Here is a 20,115-nt window from a genome sequence, read left to right on the forward strand (position 1 = left end):
GCGATTGGTCTCTCGCTTAGAGGCAGTTTGCCAACCGGCAGAACTCTTCCACCGAAAGCGTCTCGGCCCGTCGCTGCGGGTCGATATCGACCTTTGCCAACAGGGCCTCGCCGCCAAGCGGCTTCAGGCTTTGCCGCAACATTTTGCGGCGTTGGCCGAAGGCAGCGTGCGTTACCTTCTCCAGAGATGAAACGGAGCAGGGGATCGGATTTTCCACGGGCTCCAGATGGACCACCGATGACGTCACCTTGGGTGGCGGCGTGAAAGCTTGCGGCGGCACGTCGAAGGCCATCCGTGCCTCTGTACGCCAGCCGCAGAGCACACCGAGGCGCCCGTAGTGATCGTCATCCGCCTCGGCGACGATCCTGAGGCCCACTTCACGCTGGAACATCAGCGTCAGCGATTGCCAGAAAGGCGGCCAGCGTTCGGGCAGCAGCCAGTTGACCAGCAATTGCGTGCCGACATTGTAAGGCAGGTTGGCGATGATCTTGACCGGCCCGCCGTCGGCAAGCGTCTCGAACCGCGTCTTCAGGGCGTCGCCTTCGATCACCTGCAACCGGCCGGGATAATGCGCGCCGATTTCGGCAAGCGCCGGCAGGCAGCGGGAGTCGCGTTCGATCGCGATGACCTTCTTGGCGCCGAGAGCCAGGATGGCGCGCGTCAGGCCACCGGGACCAGGGCCGACCTCGATGACCGTCACGCCTTCGAGCGAACCGGCAGTCCGCGCGATCTTCTGTGTCAGGTTGAGGTCGAGCAGGAAATTCTGGCCGAGCGCCTTCTTGGCGTCGAGGCCGTGGCGCTGGATCACGTCGCGCAAGGGGGGGAGACCGTCGAGCGCGGCCATCAGCGGGTATCTCCTGGCATATTGGCCGCGAGCGTTGCGGCAAGGTCGAGCGCAGCTCTCAAGCTGTCGTCGCGGGCAACGCCCTTGCCGGCCAGACTGAAGGCAGTACCGTGGTCGGGCGATGTGCGGATGAAGGGAAGGCCGAGCGTGACGTTGACGCTGTCGTCGAAGCCGAGCGCCTTTGCCGGGATCAGCGCCTGATCGTGGTACATGCAGATCGCAACGTCGTAGGTCGCGCGCGCCCGATCGTGGAACATGGTATCCGCGGGCAGCGGCCCCACGGCATCGATGCCTTCAGCGCGCAGCCGGTCGATGACGGGGCGGATGATCGCGTCATCCTCAAGGCCGAGCGCGCCGTTTTCGCCGGCGTGTGGATTCAGTCCGGCGATCGCGAGGCGCGGGCGCTCAAGCCCGAAGCGGTTGCGCAGATCCGCCGCCGTTATCACGCAGGTGCGATAGATGAGATCCGGCGTCAGCTGGTGCGGCACATCCTTCAGCGGGATGTGGATCGTGACGGGGACGGCGCGCAGCTTCGGCCCGGCAAGCATCATGACAGGCAGAACAGGTTGCCCCGTTGCTTTCTCGGCGAGATCCGCCAGGTACTCGGTATGGCCCGGAAAGCGGAAGCCGGCATCGTAAAGGACTGCCTTGGCGATCGGGTTGGTCACGACCGCGGAGGCTTCGCCGGCGGTCACGAGCCGTACTGCCGTGTCGATCGCGCCGATGACGGCGCTGGCATTGGCAGTGTCGGGATCGCCTGCAGTGACCGGGTGAGGGCAGGCAAGCGGCAGCACCGGCAGCGCCGCATCGAACGCGGACATGGCGCCGGCACAATCCGTCTCCCGAAGGGGAACCAAATAGCCAAGCGTCGCCGCACGCGCGGCAAGCACCGAAGGATCCCCGATGAACAGGAAGGGTGCCGTCGCGTGTTCGCGGCGGCCAAGCCAGGCCGAAAGGCTGATGTCCGGCCCGATACCGGCCGGGTCGCCCATGGTCAGGGCGAGTGGTCCGCCGGTTGGTTCGCGCATGTTGCCGTTGTGCTTACTTGTTGACGATCTGCGCTTTCTTGCGCAGTTCCTCGAGGTATTTTTCGCTGTTCGGATCTTCCCCGCCGGCCTTCTTCTTGCCGATGTCCTCGGCACGGAAGACGATTTCTGCGGCCGTGTCGTCGTTGACTTCACGCTTCTTGCAGATTGCCAGGTACTCGACGCCCTTTTCGGTCACGCGGGTTCCGGTCGTGCCGTTCTCCCCGGCCTTCTCGACCAACGGCTTCCACTCGTCCGGCAGCTGCTGGGCAAGCATCCGGCCGAGACTGCGGATCGAAACGTCGCGATAGTTGGCGGCAAAGGTCTTCGACGTCTCGCAGCCCGGGAACTGTGAACGGGAGGCGTTCGCCTCGGCCTGCCGCTTTGCCGTGATGGCGCCGCGCTTCTTCTCGGGAATGACGAAGATCACCTGCTGCAGGAAGTATTCGGTGGTCACCGGCTTGTTGCCGCCGCCTTCCATCATCCGTTTGACGAGATCGGCGCCCTGGAGGCGGCTCGAATTGCCATAGCGGAAGTTGACCGCGCGGGGCCAGCTCATCTGTACGGCGATGAATTGCTTGAAGTGATCGGCGCCGACACCGGCCTGGTCGAGGATCTTGCCGAGCTGTTCCGCCGAAAGCTTGTTGCCCGCAGCAAAACGGGCATAGGCGGCATCGACGTCCTGCGTGCTGACGGATTGTCCGATGCGAACGATTTCGGCGCGCTTCAGGACCTCGTCCACCAGTTGCTTCTTCGCTTCCTCGGGGCCGCCCTTCTGGCGCTGAAGACGCAGGAATGCAACCCGCTTGGCAATATCGCCCGAGGTGATCACGGTGTTGTTGACCGTTACCTTGACCTGGCTTGCAGCCTGCGCACCGGCACATGCCGCGATGCTCAGGGCTCCGGCCACAGCCAATACCGAAAGCGTCCTCAAGATCGACATTTTCCCGCCCATTACCTTTTCCTGTTTGCCGGACGATCACCGCCGTCGGGCCTTGTCCGCCTACCGGCTTTGCGCCGTTGCCTTATCTTGTCGGAGGAAATGCATAATACATGCGGCCAAACGATGACAAGACCGTTTGAGCAGCCCAAAATTGCGCGAGGGGGCGAACTTCGCGTTCCGCCCCCTCGTTTCAATGATCTTAATAGTAATCCAGCTCTTCGAACTTGGTGTCGCCGACATTCACGTCACCGAGCGTACGGAAGCTGATTCTGGCGCCGATCGACCAATCGTTCGCCAGCGTGCTGCCGGTATCGCGTTCCTGCTTGTAGACAAGCGAGAACAGGGTGTCCTGATCGTCGTAGGTGATGCCGAAGCCGTTGCGCGTGATGACGTCCTGGTTGATGTCGTAAGTGATGGCACCAAAGACCGACCAGTAGTCATGGAACTTGTAGGCGGCCGCCGTCTGGATTTCGTCCTGGTTCACCTGCGAGCCATAAAGCGGCTGCGCTTCGATGCGTGTATAGGTCATCGCCGCCTGCCACGTCGTGCCGAGATACCCGACGGTCGCATCGGCACGGCGCAGTGCCAGATCCTTTTCGTCGAGGCGGCCCGAGAGGCTCGCCATCAGGCCGGACGGTGCGTCGATGCCGAACATCGCGACATAGTCCGAGCGCTTGGTTTCCAGACCGGAATTCGCGCCGGCCTTCACCAGGTCGTCGGTTGCGAAGGAGTTCAGGCCTCCGAGATGGAAGGATTGGCCGACGATGCTGCGCAGGCCGTAGCCACTGTCGAAGGTACCGGTATAGCGGAAGCCGACGTTGGCGCGCGTACCACCTTCGACCCGGTCGAAGCCAGAGAACTTGTCGCGGTCGAAAAGGTTGGTCGCATCGAACACAAAGCTCTGGGCGTCTTCGTTCGGCAGGCCACCGGCGTCCTGTTCGTCAGGGCGTGCGTAGAGCTGAGCGATCGGCTCAAGCACATGGCTGCTGTTTTCGCCGACGAACAGGATCGGGTAACGGGCTTCGAGACCGGCGGTCAACATGTGCCGCGTCGCCGCGTCGCTGGTGTCGTAGTCGCCGGTGTAGAGCGGTCCCGGCGCGTCCATGTTGAGGCCGAGGGCATCGCCGCGCGCCGCAAGGAGCGGCGTGACGACGAGACCGCCGGGAGCGATGAACATGCGCTTCCATTCAAGCTCGCCGGTCAGGCGGTGGGTCGTGCCCTCAAGGCCGCGGAAACGATTGACGACACCGGGGACGGTTTCGAGGTCCAGCCGGTTTCGTTTGACGTTCGTGAAGTTGACGGTTGCCGAAAGCTCGCCGCCCAGCACGGGCTTTGGCGCCTTGTAGGAGTAGTCAAGGACCTGCGTAACGGGTTGCTGGTTTTCATTGATGCTATTCGGGTCCGCGTCCTGAATGTCGAAGTAGAAGGCGCGCAGATCGAAGAAGTTTCGCTTGCCGAGGCCGGTCAGATAGGCCTGGTTGACATAGGTCGTGTTATCGAAGTTCGACAGTTCGTAGGTCTTGGCGAAGTTGGCATCCGACTGGACGAGGACGTTCCAGCCGAACGTCCAGCGCGGATTGATCTCGAATTCAGCCCGCGACGCGATCATGCCGCGATTGGTCTTCATCGCGTCGACCGTGCCCGGCGTGAACTTGCTCTTGTCGAGCTGGCTGATGCCGGCAACGTTCAGCGTATGGAAGCCGTTGTGGAACCGCTGACGGAACTCGCCCTCCAGCAGGAAGCCCTGCCGGGTCAGGCCCGTCACGGTTGCCGTTGCATCCATATAGGGCGAGATCGCCCAATAGTAGGGGACGCCGACGCCGACGCCGAGCTTCTGGGCCGAGCGGAACGTCGGGAACAGGAAGCCGCTCTTGCGCTTGACCGTATGGTCGGGCAGCTCCATCACCGGGATATAGGCGATCGGCTTGCCGAAGAGTTCGAAGCGGGCATTCTCAAGCCGAATCGTCCGCGTGCGACCGTTCTGAACGACGCGTTGCGCCTTGATATGCCACAGCGAGCGATGCTCCGGCTTGGTCGAGCAGGGCGTGCAGGCCGTGTAGACAGCCTCGTTCAGAATGAACTCCTCACCGTTCCGGCGCTCACCGCTCGTGGCGGCAAGACGGGTCAAATCGGTGGTTTCGATGCGCATCTGCTCAAGGAAACCGTCGCCGAAATCGTCGGTGACGTCCATCTTGTCGGCGTAGACGACATTGCCGCCCGGCTCGATGAACTGGATTTCCCCGGATGCATAGATGCGGCCATTCTTCTGGTCGTATTCGACCTGACGGGCCACCATCTTATAGCCGCCGTAGTCGATCTGCACGTTGCCGCGCACGATCACCTTCTCGGCGTCCTTGTTGTAGACGAGCTCATTGGCGGACAGAAGCAGCTTGACGTCTTCTGGCATGTTCGGCCGCAGCGAATCGAGGCGGTCCGAAGTCTGCTGCGCCATCGCAGGCGCACTCATTCCCATGGCAAGTGTCTGCAGCGCCACGCCTGCAAGCAGGGTAGCGTTGATCAGCGTCATGCGTTTGCGGTTCACTACCGCCACTAGCCATCCTCCTGATTTAAAAGAATCGTCGAGCCCAGCGCCATCGCTACAACAACTGGCAACCAGGCTGCAACGAAAGGAGGCACAATGCCGCTGCTCCCGAATGCTTTGACAAGCACGGTGACGACATAAAGCACGAAGCCTGAAAGGATGCCACCGAGAATTACGGAGCTAGATTGGTTGAACCGGCTAAACTTGAGCGACACGCAGGCGGCTATCAGCGTCATGGAGACGAGAAGGAGCGGCAGCGAGAGCATCGAGTGAAATTGGGTTTCCATGCCATTGGTTGAAAAACCGAAGGAGCGAGCCACCTCGATCTTTGCCGGAAGGTCAAAAAACTGAATGGAATCAGCCTTTGCAAGACGTTCCTGAACAAACTCGGCTTTCAGATTGGTGCTGAGTTGTGCTGTTTTCAAACGCCGCGGCAGCTGCCCGTTGCGCGTTTCAGTTACTTCGTTAAGAAGCCAGTAACCATCTTCGAGTTTCGCGGACGTCGCATCCTGTCTCAGAATGATCGTTCCCTGTGGATCGAAGTGGATAACGGTGACGTTGAGGAGCGTCGTGCCATTGTCCTGGACCGAGCGCGCGCCGATGATTGTATCGGTACCGTTGTAGATCTGTCGCAGCCACGGAATCGATCCGGAATCCGAGGATCGCGAGGCGCCCCATTCCGCCAGCAATGCCTCCCCACGCTTCGTTCCCCAGGCCGCCAGTGGGTTGAGCGCAACGACAGCGAGCACGCCGAAGAGGAAGGCGCCAAGGACGAAGGGGCGCAGGAACTGCCAGACGGAAATACCGGCGGCGCGGGTCACGACCAGTTCGTAGCGCCGGTTGAGGGAGATCAGCGCGGCCATTGCCGAAAACAGTGCCACAAACGGAATCGTCTGCTGCAGGATCAGCGGGATGCGGAGGGCGGTCATCAGCAGAGCGCCGGTGATCGAATAGTGCGGCAGGTTCGCCAGGCGGCTCGCCTGCTCGCTGAAGTCGATGATGAAGATCAGCGAGAAGATACCGACGAGGAACCAGAAAGTGGTGATCACATAGCGGATGAAGAAATAGCGTCCGAGCGTGCCCATCATGACGGCTGCCCTCCCTCGGCGTCACGCCGCACCAGGCGCAGGCGAACCAGGAGATCCTGCAGCTTTTCCTGCCCGGTCATCGGGATATCCAGACGTTTGTTGCTCACCAGCTGGTGAATGCAGAGCCCGCCGGCTGCGAGCGGCACGATATACATCAGCGGCACGAACCAGATGGAATCCTCGGCGCTGTTGCCGGCATAGAAGGTCATCCAGCGGATGAGCAGCGCCGTTCCGAGCGCGCTCACCATCGGATGGACGCGTGCTTCCCGGTGAGAGCGCGCATCGCTGCTGAATACCAGTGCGATCAGGCCGAAGAGCAGCGGAAAGGTCCACTCCGTCAGGCGGCGGTTGATCTCGGCTGTGAAGGCAAGCGGATTGTTCTTGTAGACCTGATCGTCCGGATCGGGATTGAGAAGCCCGGCCAGGTCGCGGTCCTTCGCCCGGATCGTCGCCTCGCGCGTGGTCTTGGTCATGTCGGCGAGGTCGAAGGCATAGGAATCGAACTTGATGATCGAGACGCTGCCGTCGGGCAGTTTGCGTTGCACCTCGCCGTCCTTCATCACCAGCGCGGAGCTCTTTTCATCCACCGCGCCTTCGCGGGCGTAATAGACGAGCTCGAAGGCGGGATTGCGCGAATCGGCAACGAAGATGCCCTGCAACACGCCGCCGCTGCGCCGCGCTCCGACCTGAACGTAGAGCCCGTCGGCAACCTTGCGGAACGAATTCTCCTGAACGACCGACGACAGAAGGTCGGCGTTGGCCGTCGCCAGCATCTTGCGTACCGAAACGCGCGAATAGGGCTCGACGAAGTTGTCGACCGCGAAGGACAGGACGCTCAGGGCCGCCGCCAGATAGATGACCGGCCGGATGATGGCCATGCGCGAACTGCCAGCGGCGTTGAGCACGGTCAGTTCCGAATCGGTGTTCATCGTGGTCAGGGTCTGGGTGACGCCGATGACCAGTGCGAAGGGCAGGATGATCGGGATGACCGAAGGCAGGATGAGGGTTGCCAGTTTGGCGAAGGCCAGAACCGACTGGCCGCTGTCGGTGACCAGGTTGACGTTGGCAAGCGCCTGCGTTGTCCACACAATGCCGAGCAATGGCAGGAGTGTCGCGAGGAACATGACCAAGGCACGCCGGAAGATGTAGCGTTCGATCAGCTTCATGCCCGTGTCCGGTCCAAAATCCTGCTCATGTTTCTGTCCGGCGGCGGCGTCGGACCGGGCATTGCCCGGGTCCAAACCGAAGCCCGGTTCTTACCCGCTATTTCGTGTCGCTCAAACTGTGAAGCAACAGGGATAATTTAAGGCGAAGAACCTCGGTTAACCGCATGTAAACATCCAGGGGCATCTTGCCAAGCGGTTGAAAAGCGAGAAGGGTGCCGGCCACAGCTTTGACGGTGGCGAATGTTGCGAATATTTTCCACTGTAACCGCCCGGTAACAGGGCGGATCGCCATAAGCCTCGCCGTGTCATCCAGATGCGTCGCGGCCAGATCACCTTGCCCTGGCGCCCGGCTCTCGGAAGCTACTTTCGATTCTCCGGCTGCGCACCGAAACAGGAAATATCCCGGAGTTTTTCAATGCCGATGAAGTTCGAGTTCACCTTTGCCAAGTCCCACCGGCCGAGCGGCGGCGTTGCCGTGCTCCTCAAGACGTCGGGCGGCGGAGCCGCGGCCGGCGCGGATGTCGCCGATCCGGAAGACGTCGTGACAAAGGCAGCCAAGGTGAAGAAGTTCACCGGAAAGGTGTTCTCCAGCCTCGATATCGTTGCGCCGCATGGCTCGCCGGCTGACCGAATCATTGTGTTTGGGCTTGGAGAGGCGGATGCGCTTTCGGATCACGATTGGCTGAAGGCCGGCGGCGCCGTTGCGGCGAAACTCGGCTCAGTCGACAAGGTGACCGTATTCGTCGACGCTCCTGGGGTCGACGTGACCGGCAGGGCGGCTGCAGATTTCGCACTCGGCATGGAGATGAACGCCTATAGCTTCGACGGCTACAAGACCAAGAAGGCCGATGACGACGCCAAGTCCTCCGGCAAGCCGACCAAGGTCACGATCGTCACCGGTACCGTCATTGCCGCGAAGAAGGCTTTCGGCACAGCAGAGGCGGTGGCTGAAGGCGTGTTCCTGGCGCGCGACCTGGTGAACGAGCCGGCGAACGTACTGGGGCCGGTCGAGTTTGCCGCCAAGGCGAAGGAACTGGAGAAGCTCGGCGTCGAGGTCGAGATCCTCACGGAAAAGGAAATGAAAAAGCTCGGCATGGGCGCGCTGCTCGGCGTCGCCCAGGGGTCTACCCGACCGCCGCGCCTCGTGATCATGCAGTGGAAGGGCGGCAAGGCCAAGGAACGGCCGCTCGCGTTTGTCGGCAAGGGCGTCGTCTTCGACAGCGGCGGCATCTCGATCAAGCCGGCCGCCGGCATGGAGGAAATGAAGGGCGACATGGGCGGTGCGGCCGCCGTCACCGGCCTCATGCATGTGCTGGCCGCGCGTGAAGCGAAGGTCAACGCCATCGGCATCATCGGCCTTGTGGAAAACATGCCCGACGGCAGCGCCCAGCGCCCCGGCGACATCGTAACCTCGATGTCCGGCCAGACGATCGAAGTGATCAACACGGACGCCGAAGGCCGTCTCGTGCTCTGCGATGCGCTCTGGTATTGCAACGACCGCTTCAAGCCGCAGGCAATCATCGACCTTGCGACGCTGACCGGCGCCATCATGGTTGCGCTTGCGACCCATCACGCCGGCCTGTTCTCCAACGACGACCGTCTGGCCGGGCAGCTCCTTGCCGCCGGCATGGCGACGCAGGAACGCCTGTGGCGCATGCCGCTCGGCAAGGAATACGACAAGATGATCGACAGCAAGTTCGCCGACATGAAGAACACCGGCGGCCGCCACGGCGGCGCGGTGACGGCGGCGCAGTTCCTGAAGCGTTTCGTCAAGGACACGCCCTGGGCGCATCTCGATATCGCCGGCACCGCCATGGGCGCGCCGACGGATGAGGTCAACCAGTCCTGGGGCTCGGGCTTCGGCGTCCGGCTGCTCGATGAACTGGTGCGGGCGAGCTACGAATCCTGACCGGCCGTGCTGGACGTGACGAAAAGCGGGAAGCGATCGGCATGACCGAAATCCTGTTCTATCACCTGACGGAATCGAAGCTCGAAGACGCGCTGCCGCCGTTGCTCGACAAGAGTGTCGAGCGCGGCTGGCGGGTGGCCGTGCAGACGATCGATGCCGAGCGGCGTGACGCGCTGGACACGCATCTCTGGGTCTATCGCGACGAGAGCTTCCTGCCGCATGGCACGGATGTCGGCGAGTTCGCTGCCGATCAGCCGGTGTTGCTGGTGGCGGACGAAGGCAATGCGAATGCGGCGACGGTGCGTTTCGTCATCGATGGCGCCAGCCCGCCTGATGTTTCGACCTATGAGCGCATCGTCTTCATGTTCGACGGCTACGATCAGGATCAGGTCGAAGGCGCGCGCGCCCATTGGAAGCGGCTGAAGGGGGAGGGGCACAGCCTCACCTACTGGCAGCAGAACCGCGACGGCCGGTGGGAAAAGAAGGCCTGAGTTTACAGCGCATTGCGACGAACAAAGCCCGCGGCCGATACCGCGGGCTTTGCGTTTCTGCCTGTCTGGAAAATCAGTCGTGGAACGCTTCGACGAACTTGCGCTTGCCGAGCATGAAGGCGTCGGCGACGTGACGCAGCGGCGCGAGATCGACGTCCGACCGTCCGGCTTTGACGATCTCGGCGAAACGCCGATAGAGCATTGGGTATTCCTGTTCCGGCTCCTGATGCACGAGCTTGCCGTCGACGGCGAGCTTGGCGCCGCCTTCGGACAGCACCATCTCGCCCGCCGCCGTCCGGGCGACGATATCCCAGCTTTGCTTGCCGGTCTGGCGCCAGTCGAATTCGGCGGAAACCGGCAGTTTCTTCCCATCCGTGAAGGTGATGGTGGCAGCAATCGGCGCGTCGCGATTCTCGGGGAATTCGAGCACGGCCGAGGTCACGAACAGCGGGCGCGGCAGAATGTGGGTGACGATCGAAAGCGCGTTGATGCCGGGATCGAAGACGCCGAGGCCACCCGCCGCCCAGATCCATTCCTGGTTCGGGTGCCAGTGGCGCACGTCTTCCTTCCAGATGACCTGGACATCATTGATCGTCGTTGCCGCCAGGAAGGATTTTGCCGCTTCCACGGCCGGCGCGTAGCGGGAGTGCCAGCTCGCAAACAGCGACAGCCCCTTCGATGCCGCCAGCGCCTCGAGGTCTGCGACCTCGCTGAGGGTGGCGCCCGGAGGCTTTTCCAGGAACACATGCTTGCCGGCGTCGAGTGCTGCGCGGGCGGCCTCGTAGCGATACTGCGGCGGCATGCAGAGCGATACGGCCTCGATCGCAGGCACGGCTTCGAGCATCGCCTCGATCGATTTGAAGTTGTCGATGCCGTCGACCGTGCCATGCCGGCTTGCGGCGGCGATCAGGTGATAGTCGCTGTTCTTGGCGATCGCCGGCAGGTGCTGGTCGCGAACGATTTTGCCGACGCCGACAAGGGCAATTTTGATGGGGGCCATGGTGTTCCGCTCGATTTGTATGACTTATTGTCGGCTCTTGTAGCAGATTGCGCAGGGCGGACAAGCGCCGCCGGTCCGTCGCCAGCATATGCCGTCAATGTCGGGGAAATCGACAGATTATCATTCCCTCTGAACGCCACTGCGCTAGCTCTACCACCGGACGTGCCGTTTCGTCCCGTCAACCGGGCTGACGATAGGGCGATCTGACCGCCCAAGAGGAGTGAACCATGCAGCAGCAAATCCGTCGTGCCAGCCGCGCCGAACTCGACGTCATGATCGAGTGGGCGGCCGAGGAGGGGTGGAATCCCGGGCTCGGTGATGTCGGCCCCTTCTGGGCGGCCGATCCGGACGGCTACTGGATAGCCGATGGAGAGGACGGGCCGGTCGGCGCCATCTCGCTGGTGCGATACAACGAAAGCTACGCCTTTCTCGGCTTCTACATCACGCGACCGGAACACCGCGGCAAGGGGATCGGTCGGCAACTGTGGCAACAGGCGATGGTCGTCGCCGGGAACCGCATCGTCGGCCTCGACGGCGTGGTCGCACAGCAGGAGAATTATCGGCGGTCCGGCTTCACCTATGCCCATGCGAACATCCGCTACGGCGGTGTCATCGACGTAATCGAGCCGCCGGGCGCCGACCTCCTGGAGGTCGCCCCGGTCCATATGTCGCTCCTCACCGAGTATGACCGCCGCTTCGTCCCGGCGCGTCGCGAGGCGTTCCTTCGTGAATGGCTGAAGTCGAGCGATGGACGGCGCAGTGTCCTGCTGCTGCGCGACGGCGCAGTCGCGGCCTATGGAACGATCCGGGCTTGCCGAAACGGGTTCAAGATTGGACCGCTCTTCTCCGACACCGAGACCGGCGCCGATCTGGTCTTTCGCAAGCTCGCCGCCGGTGTCAATGGCAGCGAAATTTACCTCGACATCCCCGAACCGAACGCCTCGGCCAAGGCGCTTTGCGATCGCTACAATCTGCGGGCAGCGTTCGAGACGGCGCGCATGTATCGCGGGCCCGACCCCGGGCTGCCGTTGGCACGGATCTACGGCATCACCACGTTCGAACTGGGCTGACCGGTCGGGCAGGCTTCTGTCAGCCGGCCATTGCCTCTTCATACTCGGCGGAAAGCTCAAGCCATTGCTCTTCGGCGTGAGCGAGTTTCACTGCCGCGTCGGAGCGTTCCTTGGCTTTCTGGGCGGCTTTCGCAGGCGACTTTTCGTAGAGCACCGGATTGGCCAGTTCCACATCAAGTGCCTGAATCAGTTTCTCCAGTTTTCCGGTCAAGGATTCGATTTCATTGATCTTCTTGCGGAGCGGCGCCAGCGAAGCGCGCTTGTCGGCATTGACCTTGCGCTGGTCCGCCTTCGAGAGGCTGTCATCGGCTCCGTTCGGCTTGGCCTTGTCGTCCTTGGGCTTGGGTCCGCCGACGATCAGGCTGCGATAATCCTCAAGGTCGCCGTCGTAGCTCGTCACCGTTCCGTCGCGCACCAGCCACAGCCGGTCGGCCGTTGCCTCGATCAGATGGCGATCGTGCGAGATCAGGATGACAGCGCCGGAATAGTCGTTGAGGGCGGTGATCAGCGCGTTGCGGCTGTCGATGTCGAGGTGGTTGGTCGGCTCGTCGAGGATCAGGAGGTTCGGTGCGTCGAAGGCGGCAAGGCCCATCAGCAGCCGTGCTTTCTCGCCACCCGAGAGATCCTTGGCAGGCGTTTCCATTTTTTCCGTCGCCAGCCCCATCTGCGCCACGCGCGAACGCACCTTGGCTTCGGGGGCGTCCGGCATGCGCCGGCGCACATGCTCGACGGCGCTCTGCGTGGGGATGAGGTCGTCGAGCTGGTGCTGGGCGAAGAAACCGACCTTGAGGTTCGGCGCGATCTTCAGTTCGCCCGCCTCCGGCGCCAGTCGGCCGGAGATGAATTTGGCGAAGGTCGACTTGCCGTTGCCGTTCGAACCGAGCAGCGCGATGCGGTCGTCGGTATCGATCCTGAGGTTCAGCCGCTTGAGGATCGGCTTGCTGGGCTCGTAGCCAACGGTACCGCCTGTGACGGCAATGATCGGCGAGGCGGCTTCCTTCTCCGGGTCCGGGAAGGAGAAGCCCTGGACGTGATCCTCGATCACCGCCGCAATCGTGCCCATGCGCTCAAGTGCCTTCACGCGGCTTTGCGCCTGGCGGGCCTTGGTGGCCTTGGCCTTGAAGCGGTCGATGAAGCTCTGCAGGTGCTTGCGCGCCGCATCGTTCTTGGCTTTCGCCTTCATCTGCAGCTCGTCGGCCTCGGCCTTCTGCCGCTCGAACTGGTCATAGGGTCCGCGATAGAAGGTAAGCTTCTTCTGGTCGAGATGCACGATGGCGTTGACCGCAGTGTTCAGCAGATCGCGGTCGTGGCTGATGATGATGACCGTGTGCGGATAGCGGCGAATGTAGTCCTCAAGCCAGAGCGTGCCTTCGAGGTCGAGATAGTTGGTCGGCTCGTCGAGCAGCAACAGGTCCGGCTCGGAGAAGAGCACGCCGGCGAGCGCGACGCGCATGCGCCAGCCGCCGGAGAAGGAGGAGGCCGGGCGCAATTGCGCTTCGTGATCGAAGCCGAGGCCGGCGAGAATGCTCGCGGCCCGCGCTTCGGCCGAGTGGGCGCCGATATCGGCAAGCCGGGTCTGGATCTCGGCGATGCGGTGCGGATCGGTTGCGGTCTCGGCTTCGGCGATCAGGGCCGAGCGTTCCTTGTCGGCCTTCAGCACGATCTCGATCAGCGGTTCCTCGGTGCCGGGCGCTTCCTGGGCCACCTGGCCGATACGGGCGTTCTTCGGCAAGGAGACGCTGCCGGCCTCGGAGGCAAATTCACCGGTGATGATGCGAAACAGCGTCGACTTGCCGGCACCATTGCGCCCCACGAGCCCGGCCTTCGTGCCCGCAGGAAGCGTCACGGATGCGTTTTCGATGAGGAGACGGCCCGCAATGCGGGCGGAAAGGCCGGAAATCTGGATCATTGCGGCCTTTTGCCCGGACTCGTCCGGGAAGGCAAGAGGCGCGGCCTCGACCGCATCCGCCTTGGCTACCCTCTTGTGACCGTTCGCGATTTCAAGGGGTCATTGTTATCGATTTTTGAACAAGGCGTTCCGTCAATCGATACTACACATCCTCATCGTGAGGGACCATCTCATAAACGGAAGGGCGGGGAACGCTCTTCTGACCGGCCTCGATCGACTGAACGCCATCGGCAAGGGCCCCGCGTTTAGAGGGACGACCGATCCGGCCACGGACAATTTAGCTGAAACCTCGTTCATGTGAACGAGCCTCCCAGGAGTGAAGATCATGAAAACTGCAATCCAGACCGCTCTTTCCGCCGCTCTCGTTGCAACCGCTATCCTCGGTGGCGCCTCCGCTGCCTTCGCCGGCGGCAGCTACTACGAAGGCGTCAGCCCGACGCCGCTGTACACCGAGCGCACGCCTGCCGTCACCGGCAAGACCTCCTTCACCATCGGCAATTCGGAAGCTGGCTATGTTGACAGCACCCGGACCGGCTCGGTCGTCAACTACGGCGTTGCGCCGAAGAGCGTGATCGGCGGCGAAGGTGAGTACTATCAGGGTATTTCGCGCTAACCGCGACGAAGAAGGGGTGCGGGTTTCTCCCCCCGCACCCTCTTTCGAGGGATTTGATTGATCATTGCCATGATCCTATGAGGCGACCTCCCAAGCGCCCAGGCGGGGCTTAGCCCCACCGTCTATCTCCACCAAGGAACCGATCTATGAAGAAGTCCATTGCCGCGATCCTCGTTGCGGCCGCCATGCTTGGCGGCGCGTCGGCCGCTGTGGCCGGCGGCAGCTACTATGAGGGTGTGAGCTCCACGCCGCTCTTCACCGGCCGCGCCGAAGCTTCCGCCGGCACCGGTGTCTCCGCGAGCACGACCAGCCGCGGCGACTATTATGCGGGCATCGAAGACAGATCCGTCGACACGACGGCAACCGGCGCGATCGCCGACAGCGGCGCCAAGGCTCTCGGCCAGGCCGACGAAAACAAGCAGTAAGTCACGCCAAACGGTTGACCGAACAGCCCGGTCCCGCCACGCGGGGCCGGGTTGTTTCGTTTGGCGTTGCCAAATGAGGTACATTGCCATGACAGAAAAAATCGAAGTCGCCGAGCGGCTCTTCGATCTCTATCAGTGCGTTCATCGCCTGGTGAACACATCGATGTCGGAGGAAGGCGTTTCGCTCGCGCGCAGCAAATTCCTGTTCTATCTCAACAGGCTGGGGCCCTGTCGCTGCGCGGATATCGCTTCAGCGCTCGGTTTTGCGGCGAGAACCGTCACCGAAGCGATCGACGGGTTGGAACGCGACGGCATGGTCATCCGTGAAGCGGACCCGGAGGATCGCCGCGCGAAGATCATTTCGATAACCGATCGCGGCCGGTTGGCACTGGAAGCGGCGCTACAGCCACGGCATCGCACGATCGACGAATTGTTCTCGGCGCTCGATGATTGCGAGCGCACCGAACTCTTCCGCTTGCTTGGTTGTCTGCGGGAGAAGGCGACGGAGATCGACGAAAACCGCCAGCCGGTTGCCGCCTGACGCGCAACACTCAGGCGGCGTTCTGACCGTAGGTCCAGCCGCGGTCGCGGCCGAGTGCCGCCGAATAGCTAAGGATGCCGGCGCCATCGCGCGCGCCGGCCAGTGCCAGCTCGGCCTGGGTCAGGAGATCGGCGCTCGTTGATGCCGGTTGCGCTATGGTGATGCCGGCCGCAAGCGAGAGCGTCTCGGCGGTGTGCGCGCGCCCGGGAAGGGTGACCTTCAGTTCCTCCACGGATTGGCACAGGCGCCGAACAATGGCTTCGGCGTTTTCGACGCTGACGTCCCGGCAGACGAAGGCGAAGTCCTGCTGACCCACGCGGGCGACGAAGTCGTTCTTCTTGATCGACTTGCGAAATAGCGTCGACAGCTTGGTGAGCGCCTTGCTCGCCACCGTGCCACCGTGTTGCTCGGCCATCTCGCGAAGTCCTTCGACAGAGACGAGAAGCAGGGCAACCGGCTGGTCGGTTCGCTCCGTTTCGAGAATGGAGTCGAGCTTCGCTGTCAGCGCCAGACGGTTCGGCAAGCCGGTAGCGGGGTCGCGGTTGAGCGACCGGCGGCTTTCGGCGAGATCCCCCTCGAGCTCGGCCATGCGCTGCGCGCTGGTTTCCAGGGCGTGCTGCAGGGCATTCTCTTCGTTCATCAAACGGCCTGCCGCTTCGCGCAGCCGCGCGGCGTCGTCCGCGAACTCCGACAGGCCGGCGACGGGGTCAGCTGCCAGCCGACTGGCGAAATGATCGAGTTCCGTCTTGAATGATTGCTTCTGCGCCAGCGCAAGCTTGAGCGTACTGGCCATGTCGGCGAGGGCTTCCTGGGCTGCGGCTCTCGCCCGGTCCGCGGCGAGGGCTGCGTGGGAGACGAGGTGATGTTTGAGGCCCAAGGCGTCCAGCGAGTCCTGTTGCGGCTTGTGCCCGAGCTCGGCAAGCTCCCGGGAAAGCTGGGGCAGGCGACCGGACAGCGCCTCGTAGAAAAGCTCGTAGTTGCGGGGCAGGGCAGCGACCCCGTGCGCGGACATTGCGTGCGCCACTTTCAGAATGATCGCCGCCTGCCTCGCCTGTGATCGGCTGGCGTCCGCTGGAACTTGCCTGGTCATTCTGTCGTGGTCCCCAATGTGTGCCGGATAGTGGTGTCCGGATCCAACGGCACTATGGAAGCCTGCATTTAAGGGAGTCTGAAGATTTCGGCCGGCCGCCCATTCGCGCCCGGTATGGTTGCTGAATTCCCTCTGCTCGCGGTCGGACGCAACCGAGAATCGCATGCCAACTGACAGCCGTCAGTCCGGGCAATCTTTATACTTGACGCCTTTAGTCACCAATTATATTCGGCGCTGCTAATTCGGGCATGGGGGCCCGAGGCAAACAGCGACGGTCAAGGATGTCCCTCTCGTTCATTGCGGATCTGGCGAAATGGGGCGACCGGCCGGCGCTGGTCTTTTCCGGGCAGCGGGTCGTCACTTATCGGGAACTCGGCGAGCGGGTCGCCCGCCAGGCGCTTTCCTTCCGCGGCCCGCGTGGGCTGGTGGCGATCGAGGCCGAGCTTTGCGAACATGCGATCGTCGCTTATCTGGCAGCGCTGACAGCTGGACATGCCGTGGCGATGCAAGCCCCGAAGAACGGGGCCGCCGGCTCCTGGGTCGATGCCTTCGATCCCGATTATGCCTTTCGCCGGATCGGGGGCCGCTGGCGCACGGAACAGCCGCTGCGGCAAAGTGACAGTGCGCCGCATTCCGAGCTGGCGGTGATGCTCTCGACATCGGGCAGCACCGGTTGCGGCAAGGCCGTCCGCTTGTCCCGGGAAAACATCTTCGCAAACGCCGCGTCCATCGCCGACTATCTCGGCCTGACGGCGGATGACCGCGGTTGCCTCATTCTGCCGCTCCATTATTCCTACGGCCTGTCGGTGCTGAATTCTCATCTGACAGTCGGCGCCAGCCTCTATATTCCCGGTGGATCGATCCTCGATGCCGGTTTTCTCGATGGCCTGGCCGAAAGCGGCAGCACGAACCTTGCGGGCGTTCCCTATTCCTACGAATTGCTGGAGAAGGTGGGCTTCCGCGATCGGCGGTTCCCGCGCTTGCGCTTCATGACCGTAGCCGGCGGTCGGTTGAGCCCGGACGTCATCCGTCTCTACAACGACCACCTCAAAGCCCAAGGCGCGGCCTTTTTCGCCATGTACGGCCAGACCGAGGCCACCGCTCGGATCGCCTATGTGCCGCCCACCCTGCTTGCCGGTAACGAAGACAGGATCGGCGTCGCGATCCCCGGCGGGCGCCTTCTGATCGAGAACGAGAGCGGAGCGCCGATCGAAAACGATGGTGTGGCCGGCGAACTCGTCTATCACGGCCCGAACGTCATGATGGGCTATGCCACATCGCGCGACGATCTTTGCCGCGGCGCCGAACTCGCCGAATTGCGCACCGGCGACCTCGCGATGCGCCATGCCGACGGCCTGTTCCAGATCGTCGGCCGCATGAAGCGGATTTCCAAGATCGCCGGCCTCAGGATCGCTCACGATGTGTTGGAAGCGGCGCTCGAAAGGCGCGGCATCACTGCTTCTGTCGTCGGTGACGATGCCGGCCTTCACGCCTTTTATGCCGGCAGCCGCGATGCGGAAGAGATCAGACGGTTCCTCGCACAGGCAAGCGGGCTGACGCTTTCGCATCTCAAGGCCACCCCCCTTGCCGAAATGCCGCGGCTTGCCAGCGGCAAGGTCGACTACAACGCGCTGAACATGGCGGCCCGCCAGGCTGCGGCGAACGTTGACGACGACAACGGCGGCATCGAAGAGCTTTTTGCGCAGGTCTTCTATCCGAAAAGGGTAAAGCGCTCCGACAGTTTTGTGTCGCTGGGCGGCGATTCCCTGCGCTTCGTTCAGCTCTCGATCGGTCTGGAAAAGGCGCTGGGGCAAGTTCCGGACGCCTGGGAGACCTTGTCTATCGCCAAGTTATCGGCCGAGGAGCGTCGCGAGACCGCCACGCGGCGGATCGGGATGGATCTGCTGATTCGCGCACTGGCCATTCTGCTGGTCGTGCTGCACCACGAACTACTTTGGCCCATCCCCGGCGGATCGGCAGCCATGGTCGTTCTCGCGGGCTTCAGCCTCGCCCGCTTCCAGATGGGCCCACTTCTGGCGGGAGACGGCCTGGCCATCCTGCGCCCGCTCGCCCAGGTGCTCGTGCCATACTATCTGATCGTCGCCGCCTATGCGGTCGCCTGGGGCGAGGTGCCCTGGGCCTCGGTCTTCCTCGTCGGCAATTTCGGTGTGGCCCTGCCGGAGACGCACGGCATGGTGCCGTATCTCTACTGGTTCATCGAAGCCTATTGCCAGATGATGCTCGTCTTCGTCGGGCTCTTCGCCATCCCACAGTTCCGGCGGTTCGTGTCGGCAAGGCCTTTCGCCGCCGGTATGAGCCTGCTCCTGGCGGCGCTCGCCGCCAGGCTGGCGCTGCCGCTCCTGTGGCCGATCGGCAATCGCCAGATTTTTACCCTGCCGTGGATCTTCTATCTCGCGGTCATCGGCTGGTGCGCCGCTGTCGCCGAAACGGGCAAACAACGGCTGCTGCTGATGATGGCCGGCACAGGGGCGTTCCTGTTCTTCGGTCTATACGAGGGGGTCTGGATCGGGACGAAGGTCAAGTACCTCCTGCAAATCGCCGTCCTCGCGGCGCTGCTTTATCTCCCGCGCACCAGCGTGCCGCGCTCTGCGGCACAGCTCATCCTGCCTTTGTCGGCGGCGGGCTTCCACATCTACATCCTGCACCGCTTCGTTCCCGAACTTCTGTTGGCGCCGCTGCAACCGGCATTGCCAACCGTGGCGTTTTCGGTCCTGTCGATCGTCGGCGGTGTGGTTCTCGGCCTGGTCGCCTGGCTCGGCCAGCGTCAGGTGCTCAAGAAGCTTGCGGAGTGGCGGGAGCGTGAGCTCCGGCCACTGCGGTCGCCTGGGTTGGGGGCGCTCCGGTCTCCGCTACGCCCACTTTGACCCTTCGGTTCTCAGGAAATACGCGAGATCCAGCGTTATGGATGGGCGGCCGAGTGCGGTCAGCGTTGCATGCGCCTGGCCGCGATGATGGGTCTGATGGTTGAAGAAATGCCCGAGCGTCGGCGCCAGCTTCTGCGTGATGACCGTGGGGTTGGTGAGCGGTGTATAGGTGAGGTCGGCGCTGAGGCGTGCATCACTCAGGCCGTCGATCCAGGCAATGATGCGTTCGTCCTCAGCAGTTCGCGCGGCGGCGAGCGCCGAGAGGTCGTCGTGGAGGATCGTGTCGAGCGAGGCCGGGGTGTCGCCCTCGTGCGTAAAGCGCTTCATCCAGACCCGATCGGCAACGAGGATATGGTTGAGGGTCGAAAGCAGCGAGCCGAAGAAGGCGCCGCGGCTTTCCCGCAATTCGGCATCGGTCAGTTCTGCCGCAGCGGCATAGACCAGGCGGTTCGCCCAGCGGTTATAGTCGGCGAACATGCGAAAGTGATCGAGCATCGGGTATCTCCTTTGAAGGGGCGGCGACGCTAACTCGAAACCGCATTTCTGTGGCTGATATCACTCATGAAATTTACGG

At 62.8% G+C, this 20,115-nt stretch carries 17 protein-coding genes; 7 read left to right on the top strand and 10 right to left on the bottom strand.

The window, feature by feature from the left end; all coding sequences use genetic code 11:
* Window positions 1-16: 16 nt before the first annotated feature.
* The 6 genes from rsmA to lptF all read right to left on the bottom strand — a co-directional run bounded on the left by rsmA (window position 17) and on the right by lptF (window position 7,608).
* Window positions 17-844, bottom strand: coding sequence for a 16S rRNA (adenine(1518)-N(6)/adenine(1519)-N(6))-dimethyltransferase RsmA (rsmA, locus tag IB265_RS05695; RefSeq protein ID WP_057252700.1), 828 nt, complete (start codon window positions 842-844; stop codon window positions 17-19).
* Complete coding sequence (gene pdxA / locus IB265_RS05700; protein ID WP_057252698.1) at window positions 844-1,872, bottom strand: 4-hydroxythreonine-4-phosphate dehydrogenase PdxA; 1,029 nt, start codon at window positions 1,870-1,872, stop codon at window positions 844-846. The genes rsmA and pdxA overlap by 1 nt, the downstream gene beginning before the upstream one ends.
* A 13-nt stretch (window positions 1,873-1,885) precedes the next feature.
* The gene (locus IB265_RS05705; RefSeq protein WP_057252696.1) at window positions 1,886-2,824 is read right to left on the bottom strand and encodes a peptidylprolyl isomerase; all 939 of its coding nucleotides are present in this window, start codon (window positions 2,822-2,824) and stop codon (window positions 1,886-1,888) included.
* A gap of 187 nt (window positions 2,825-3,011) precedes the next feature.
* The gene (locus IB265_RS05710) at window positions 3,012-5,363 is read right to left on the bottom strand and encodes an LPS-assembly protein LptD (protein ID WP_057252695.1); all 2,352 of its coding nucleotides are present in this window, start codon (window positions 5,361-5,363) and stop codon (window positions 3,012-3,014) included.
* Complete coding sequence (gene lptG, locus IB265_RS05715) at window positions 5,363-6,442, bottom strand: LPS export ABC transporter permease LptG (RefSeq protein ID WP_057252693.1); 1,080 nt, start codon at window positions 6,440-6,442, stop codon at window positions 5,363-5,365. The genes IB265_RS05710 and lptG overlap by 1 nt, the downstream gene beginning before the upstream one ends.
* Window positions 6,439-7,608, bottom strand: coding sequence for an LPS export ABC transporter permease LptF (lptF, locus tag IB265_RS05720; protein WP_057252901.1), 1,170 nt, complete (start codon window positions 7,606-7,608; stop codon window positions 6,439-6,441). The genes lptG and lptF overlap by 4 nt, the downstream gene beginning before the upstream one ends.
* Window positions 7,609-8,023: 415 nt before the next feature.
* Here lptF and IB265_RS05725 point away from each other — a divergent pair, with 415 nt between their 5' ends.
* A complete protein-coding gene (locus IB265_RS05725; RefSeq protein ID WP_110878165.1) occupies window positions 8,024-9,517 on the top strand; it encodes a leucyl aminopeptidase in 1,494 nt (497 codons plus the stop codon).
* Between the two features lie 41 nt (window positions 9,518-9,558).
* Window positions 9,559-10,008, top strand: coding sequence for a DNA polymerase III subunit chi (locus IB265_RS05730; RefSeq protein ID WP_057252688.1), 450 nt, complete (start codon window positions 9,559-9,561; stop codon window positions 10,006-10,008).
* Between the two features lie 73 nt (window positions 10,009-10,081).
* On the opposite strand, the gene IB265_RS05735 is transcribed toward IB265_RS05730, so the two are convergent.
* The gene (locus IB265_RS05735) at window positions 10,082-11,008 is read right to left on the bottom strand and encodes a Gfo/Idh/MocA family protein (RefSeq protein WP_057252686.1); all 927 of its coding nucleotides are present in this window, start codon (window positions 11,006-11,008) and stop codon (window positions 10,082-10,084) included.
* A 227-nt stretch (window positions 11,009-11,235) separates the two neighbouring features.
* Between IB265_RS05735 and IB265_RS05740 the strand changes: the two genes are divergently transcribed.
* The gene (locus IB265_RS05740; protein WP_093232178.1) at window positions 11,236-12,078 is read left to right on the top strand and encodes a GNAT family N-acetyltransferase; all 843 of its coding nucleotides are present in this window, start codon (window positions 11,236-11,238) and stop codon (window positions 12,076-12,078) included.
* A 19-nt stretch (window positions 12,079-12,097) separates the two neighbouring features.
* Here IB265_RS05740 and IB265_RS05745 read toward each other — a convergent pair whose 3' ends face one another.
* Window positions 12,098-13,987 (bottom strand): ABC-F family ATP-binding cassette domain-containing protein, encoded by a 1,890-nt coding sequence (locus IB265_RS05745; protein WP_057252683.1) that lies wholly within the window; start codon window positions 13,985-13,987, stop codon window positions 12,098-12,100.
* A 325-nt stretch (window positions 13,988-14,312) separates the two neighbouring features.
* Here IB265_RS05745 and IB265_RS05750 point away from each other — a divergent pair, with 325 nt between their 5' ends.
* From IB265_RS05750 to IB265_RS05760, 3 genes are all read left to right on the top strand, one after another.
* Entirely contained in the window at window positions 14,313-14,600 is a 288-nt protein-coding gene (locus IB265_RS05750; protein WP_057252679.1) for a hypothetical protein, read from the top strand.
* Window positions 14,601-14,746: 146 nt separating this feature from the next.
* Window positions 14,747-15,025, top strand: a complete 279-nt coding sequence (locus tag IB265_RS05755) for a hypothetical protein (protein WP_057252677.1) — start codon at window positions 14,747-14,749, stop codon at window positions 15,023-15,025.
* Between the two features lie 88 nt (window positions 15,026-15,113).
* Entirely contained in the window at window positions 15,114-15,566 is a 453-nt protein-coding gene (locus IB265_RS05760) for a MarR family winged helix-turn-helix transcriptional regulator (protein WP_057252675.1), read from the top strand.
* Window positions 15,567-15,576: 10 nt separating this feature from the next.
* On the opposite strand, the gene IB265_RS05765 is transcribed toward IB265_RS05760, so the two are convergent.
* Window positions 15,577-16,656 (bottom strand): GGDEF domain-containing protein, encoded by a 1,080-nt coding sequence (locus IB265_RS05765; protein ID WP_192494652.1) that lies wholly within the window; start codon window positions 16,654-16,656, stop codon window positions 15,577-15,579.
* 248 nt (window positions 16,657-16,904) lie between these two features.
* Here IB265_RS05765 and IB265_RS05770 point away from each other — a divergent pair, with 248 nt between their 5' ends.
* Window positions 16,905-19,541 (top strand): non-ribosomal peptide synthetase, encoded by a 2,637-nt coding sequence (locus IB265_RS05770; protein WP_057252672.1) that lies wholly within the window; start codon window positions 16,905-16,907, stop codon window positions 19,539-19,541.
* Here IB265_RS05770 and IB265_RS05775 read toward each other — a convergent pair.
* Complete coding sequence (locus IB265_RS05775; RefSeq protein ID WP_057252670.1) at window positions 19,527-20,036, bottom strand: DinB family protein; 510 nt, start codon at window positions 20,034-20,036, stop codon at window positions 19,527-19,529. The genes IB265_RS05770 and IB265_RS05775 overlap by 15 nt on opposite strands.
* Window positions 20,037-20,115 lie beyond the last annotated feature (79 nt).

This window comes from Ensifer sp. ENS10 (genome assembly GCF_014852025.1).
In the GTDB taxonomy this organism is placed as follows: Bacteria; Pseudomonadota; Alphaproteobacteria; order Rhizobiales; family Rhizobiaceae; genus Ensifer.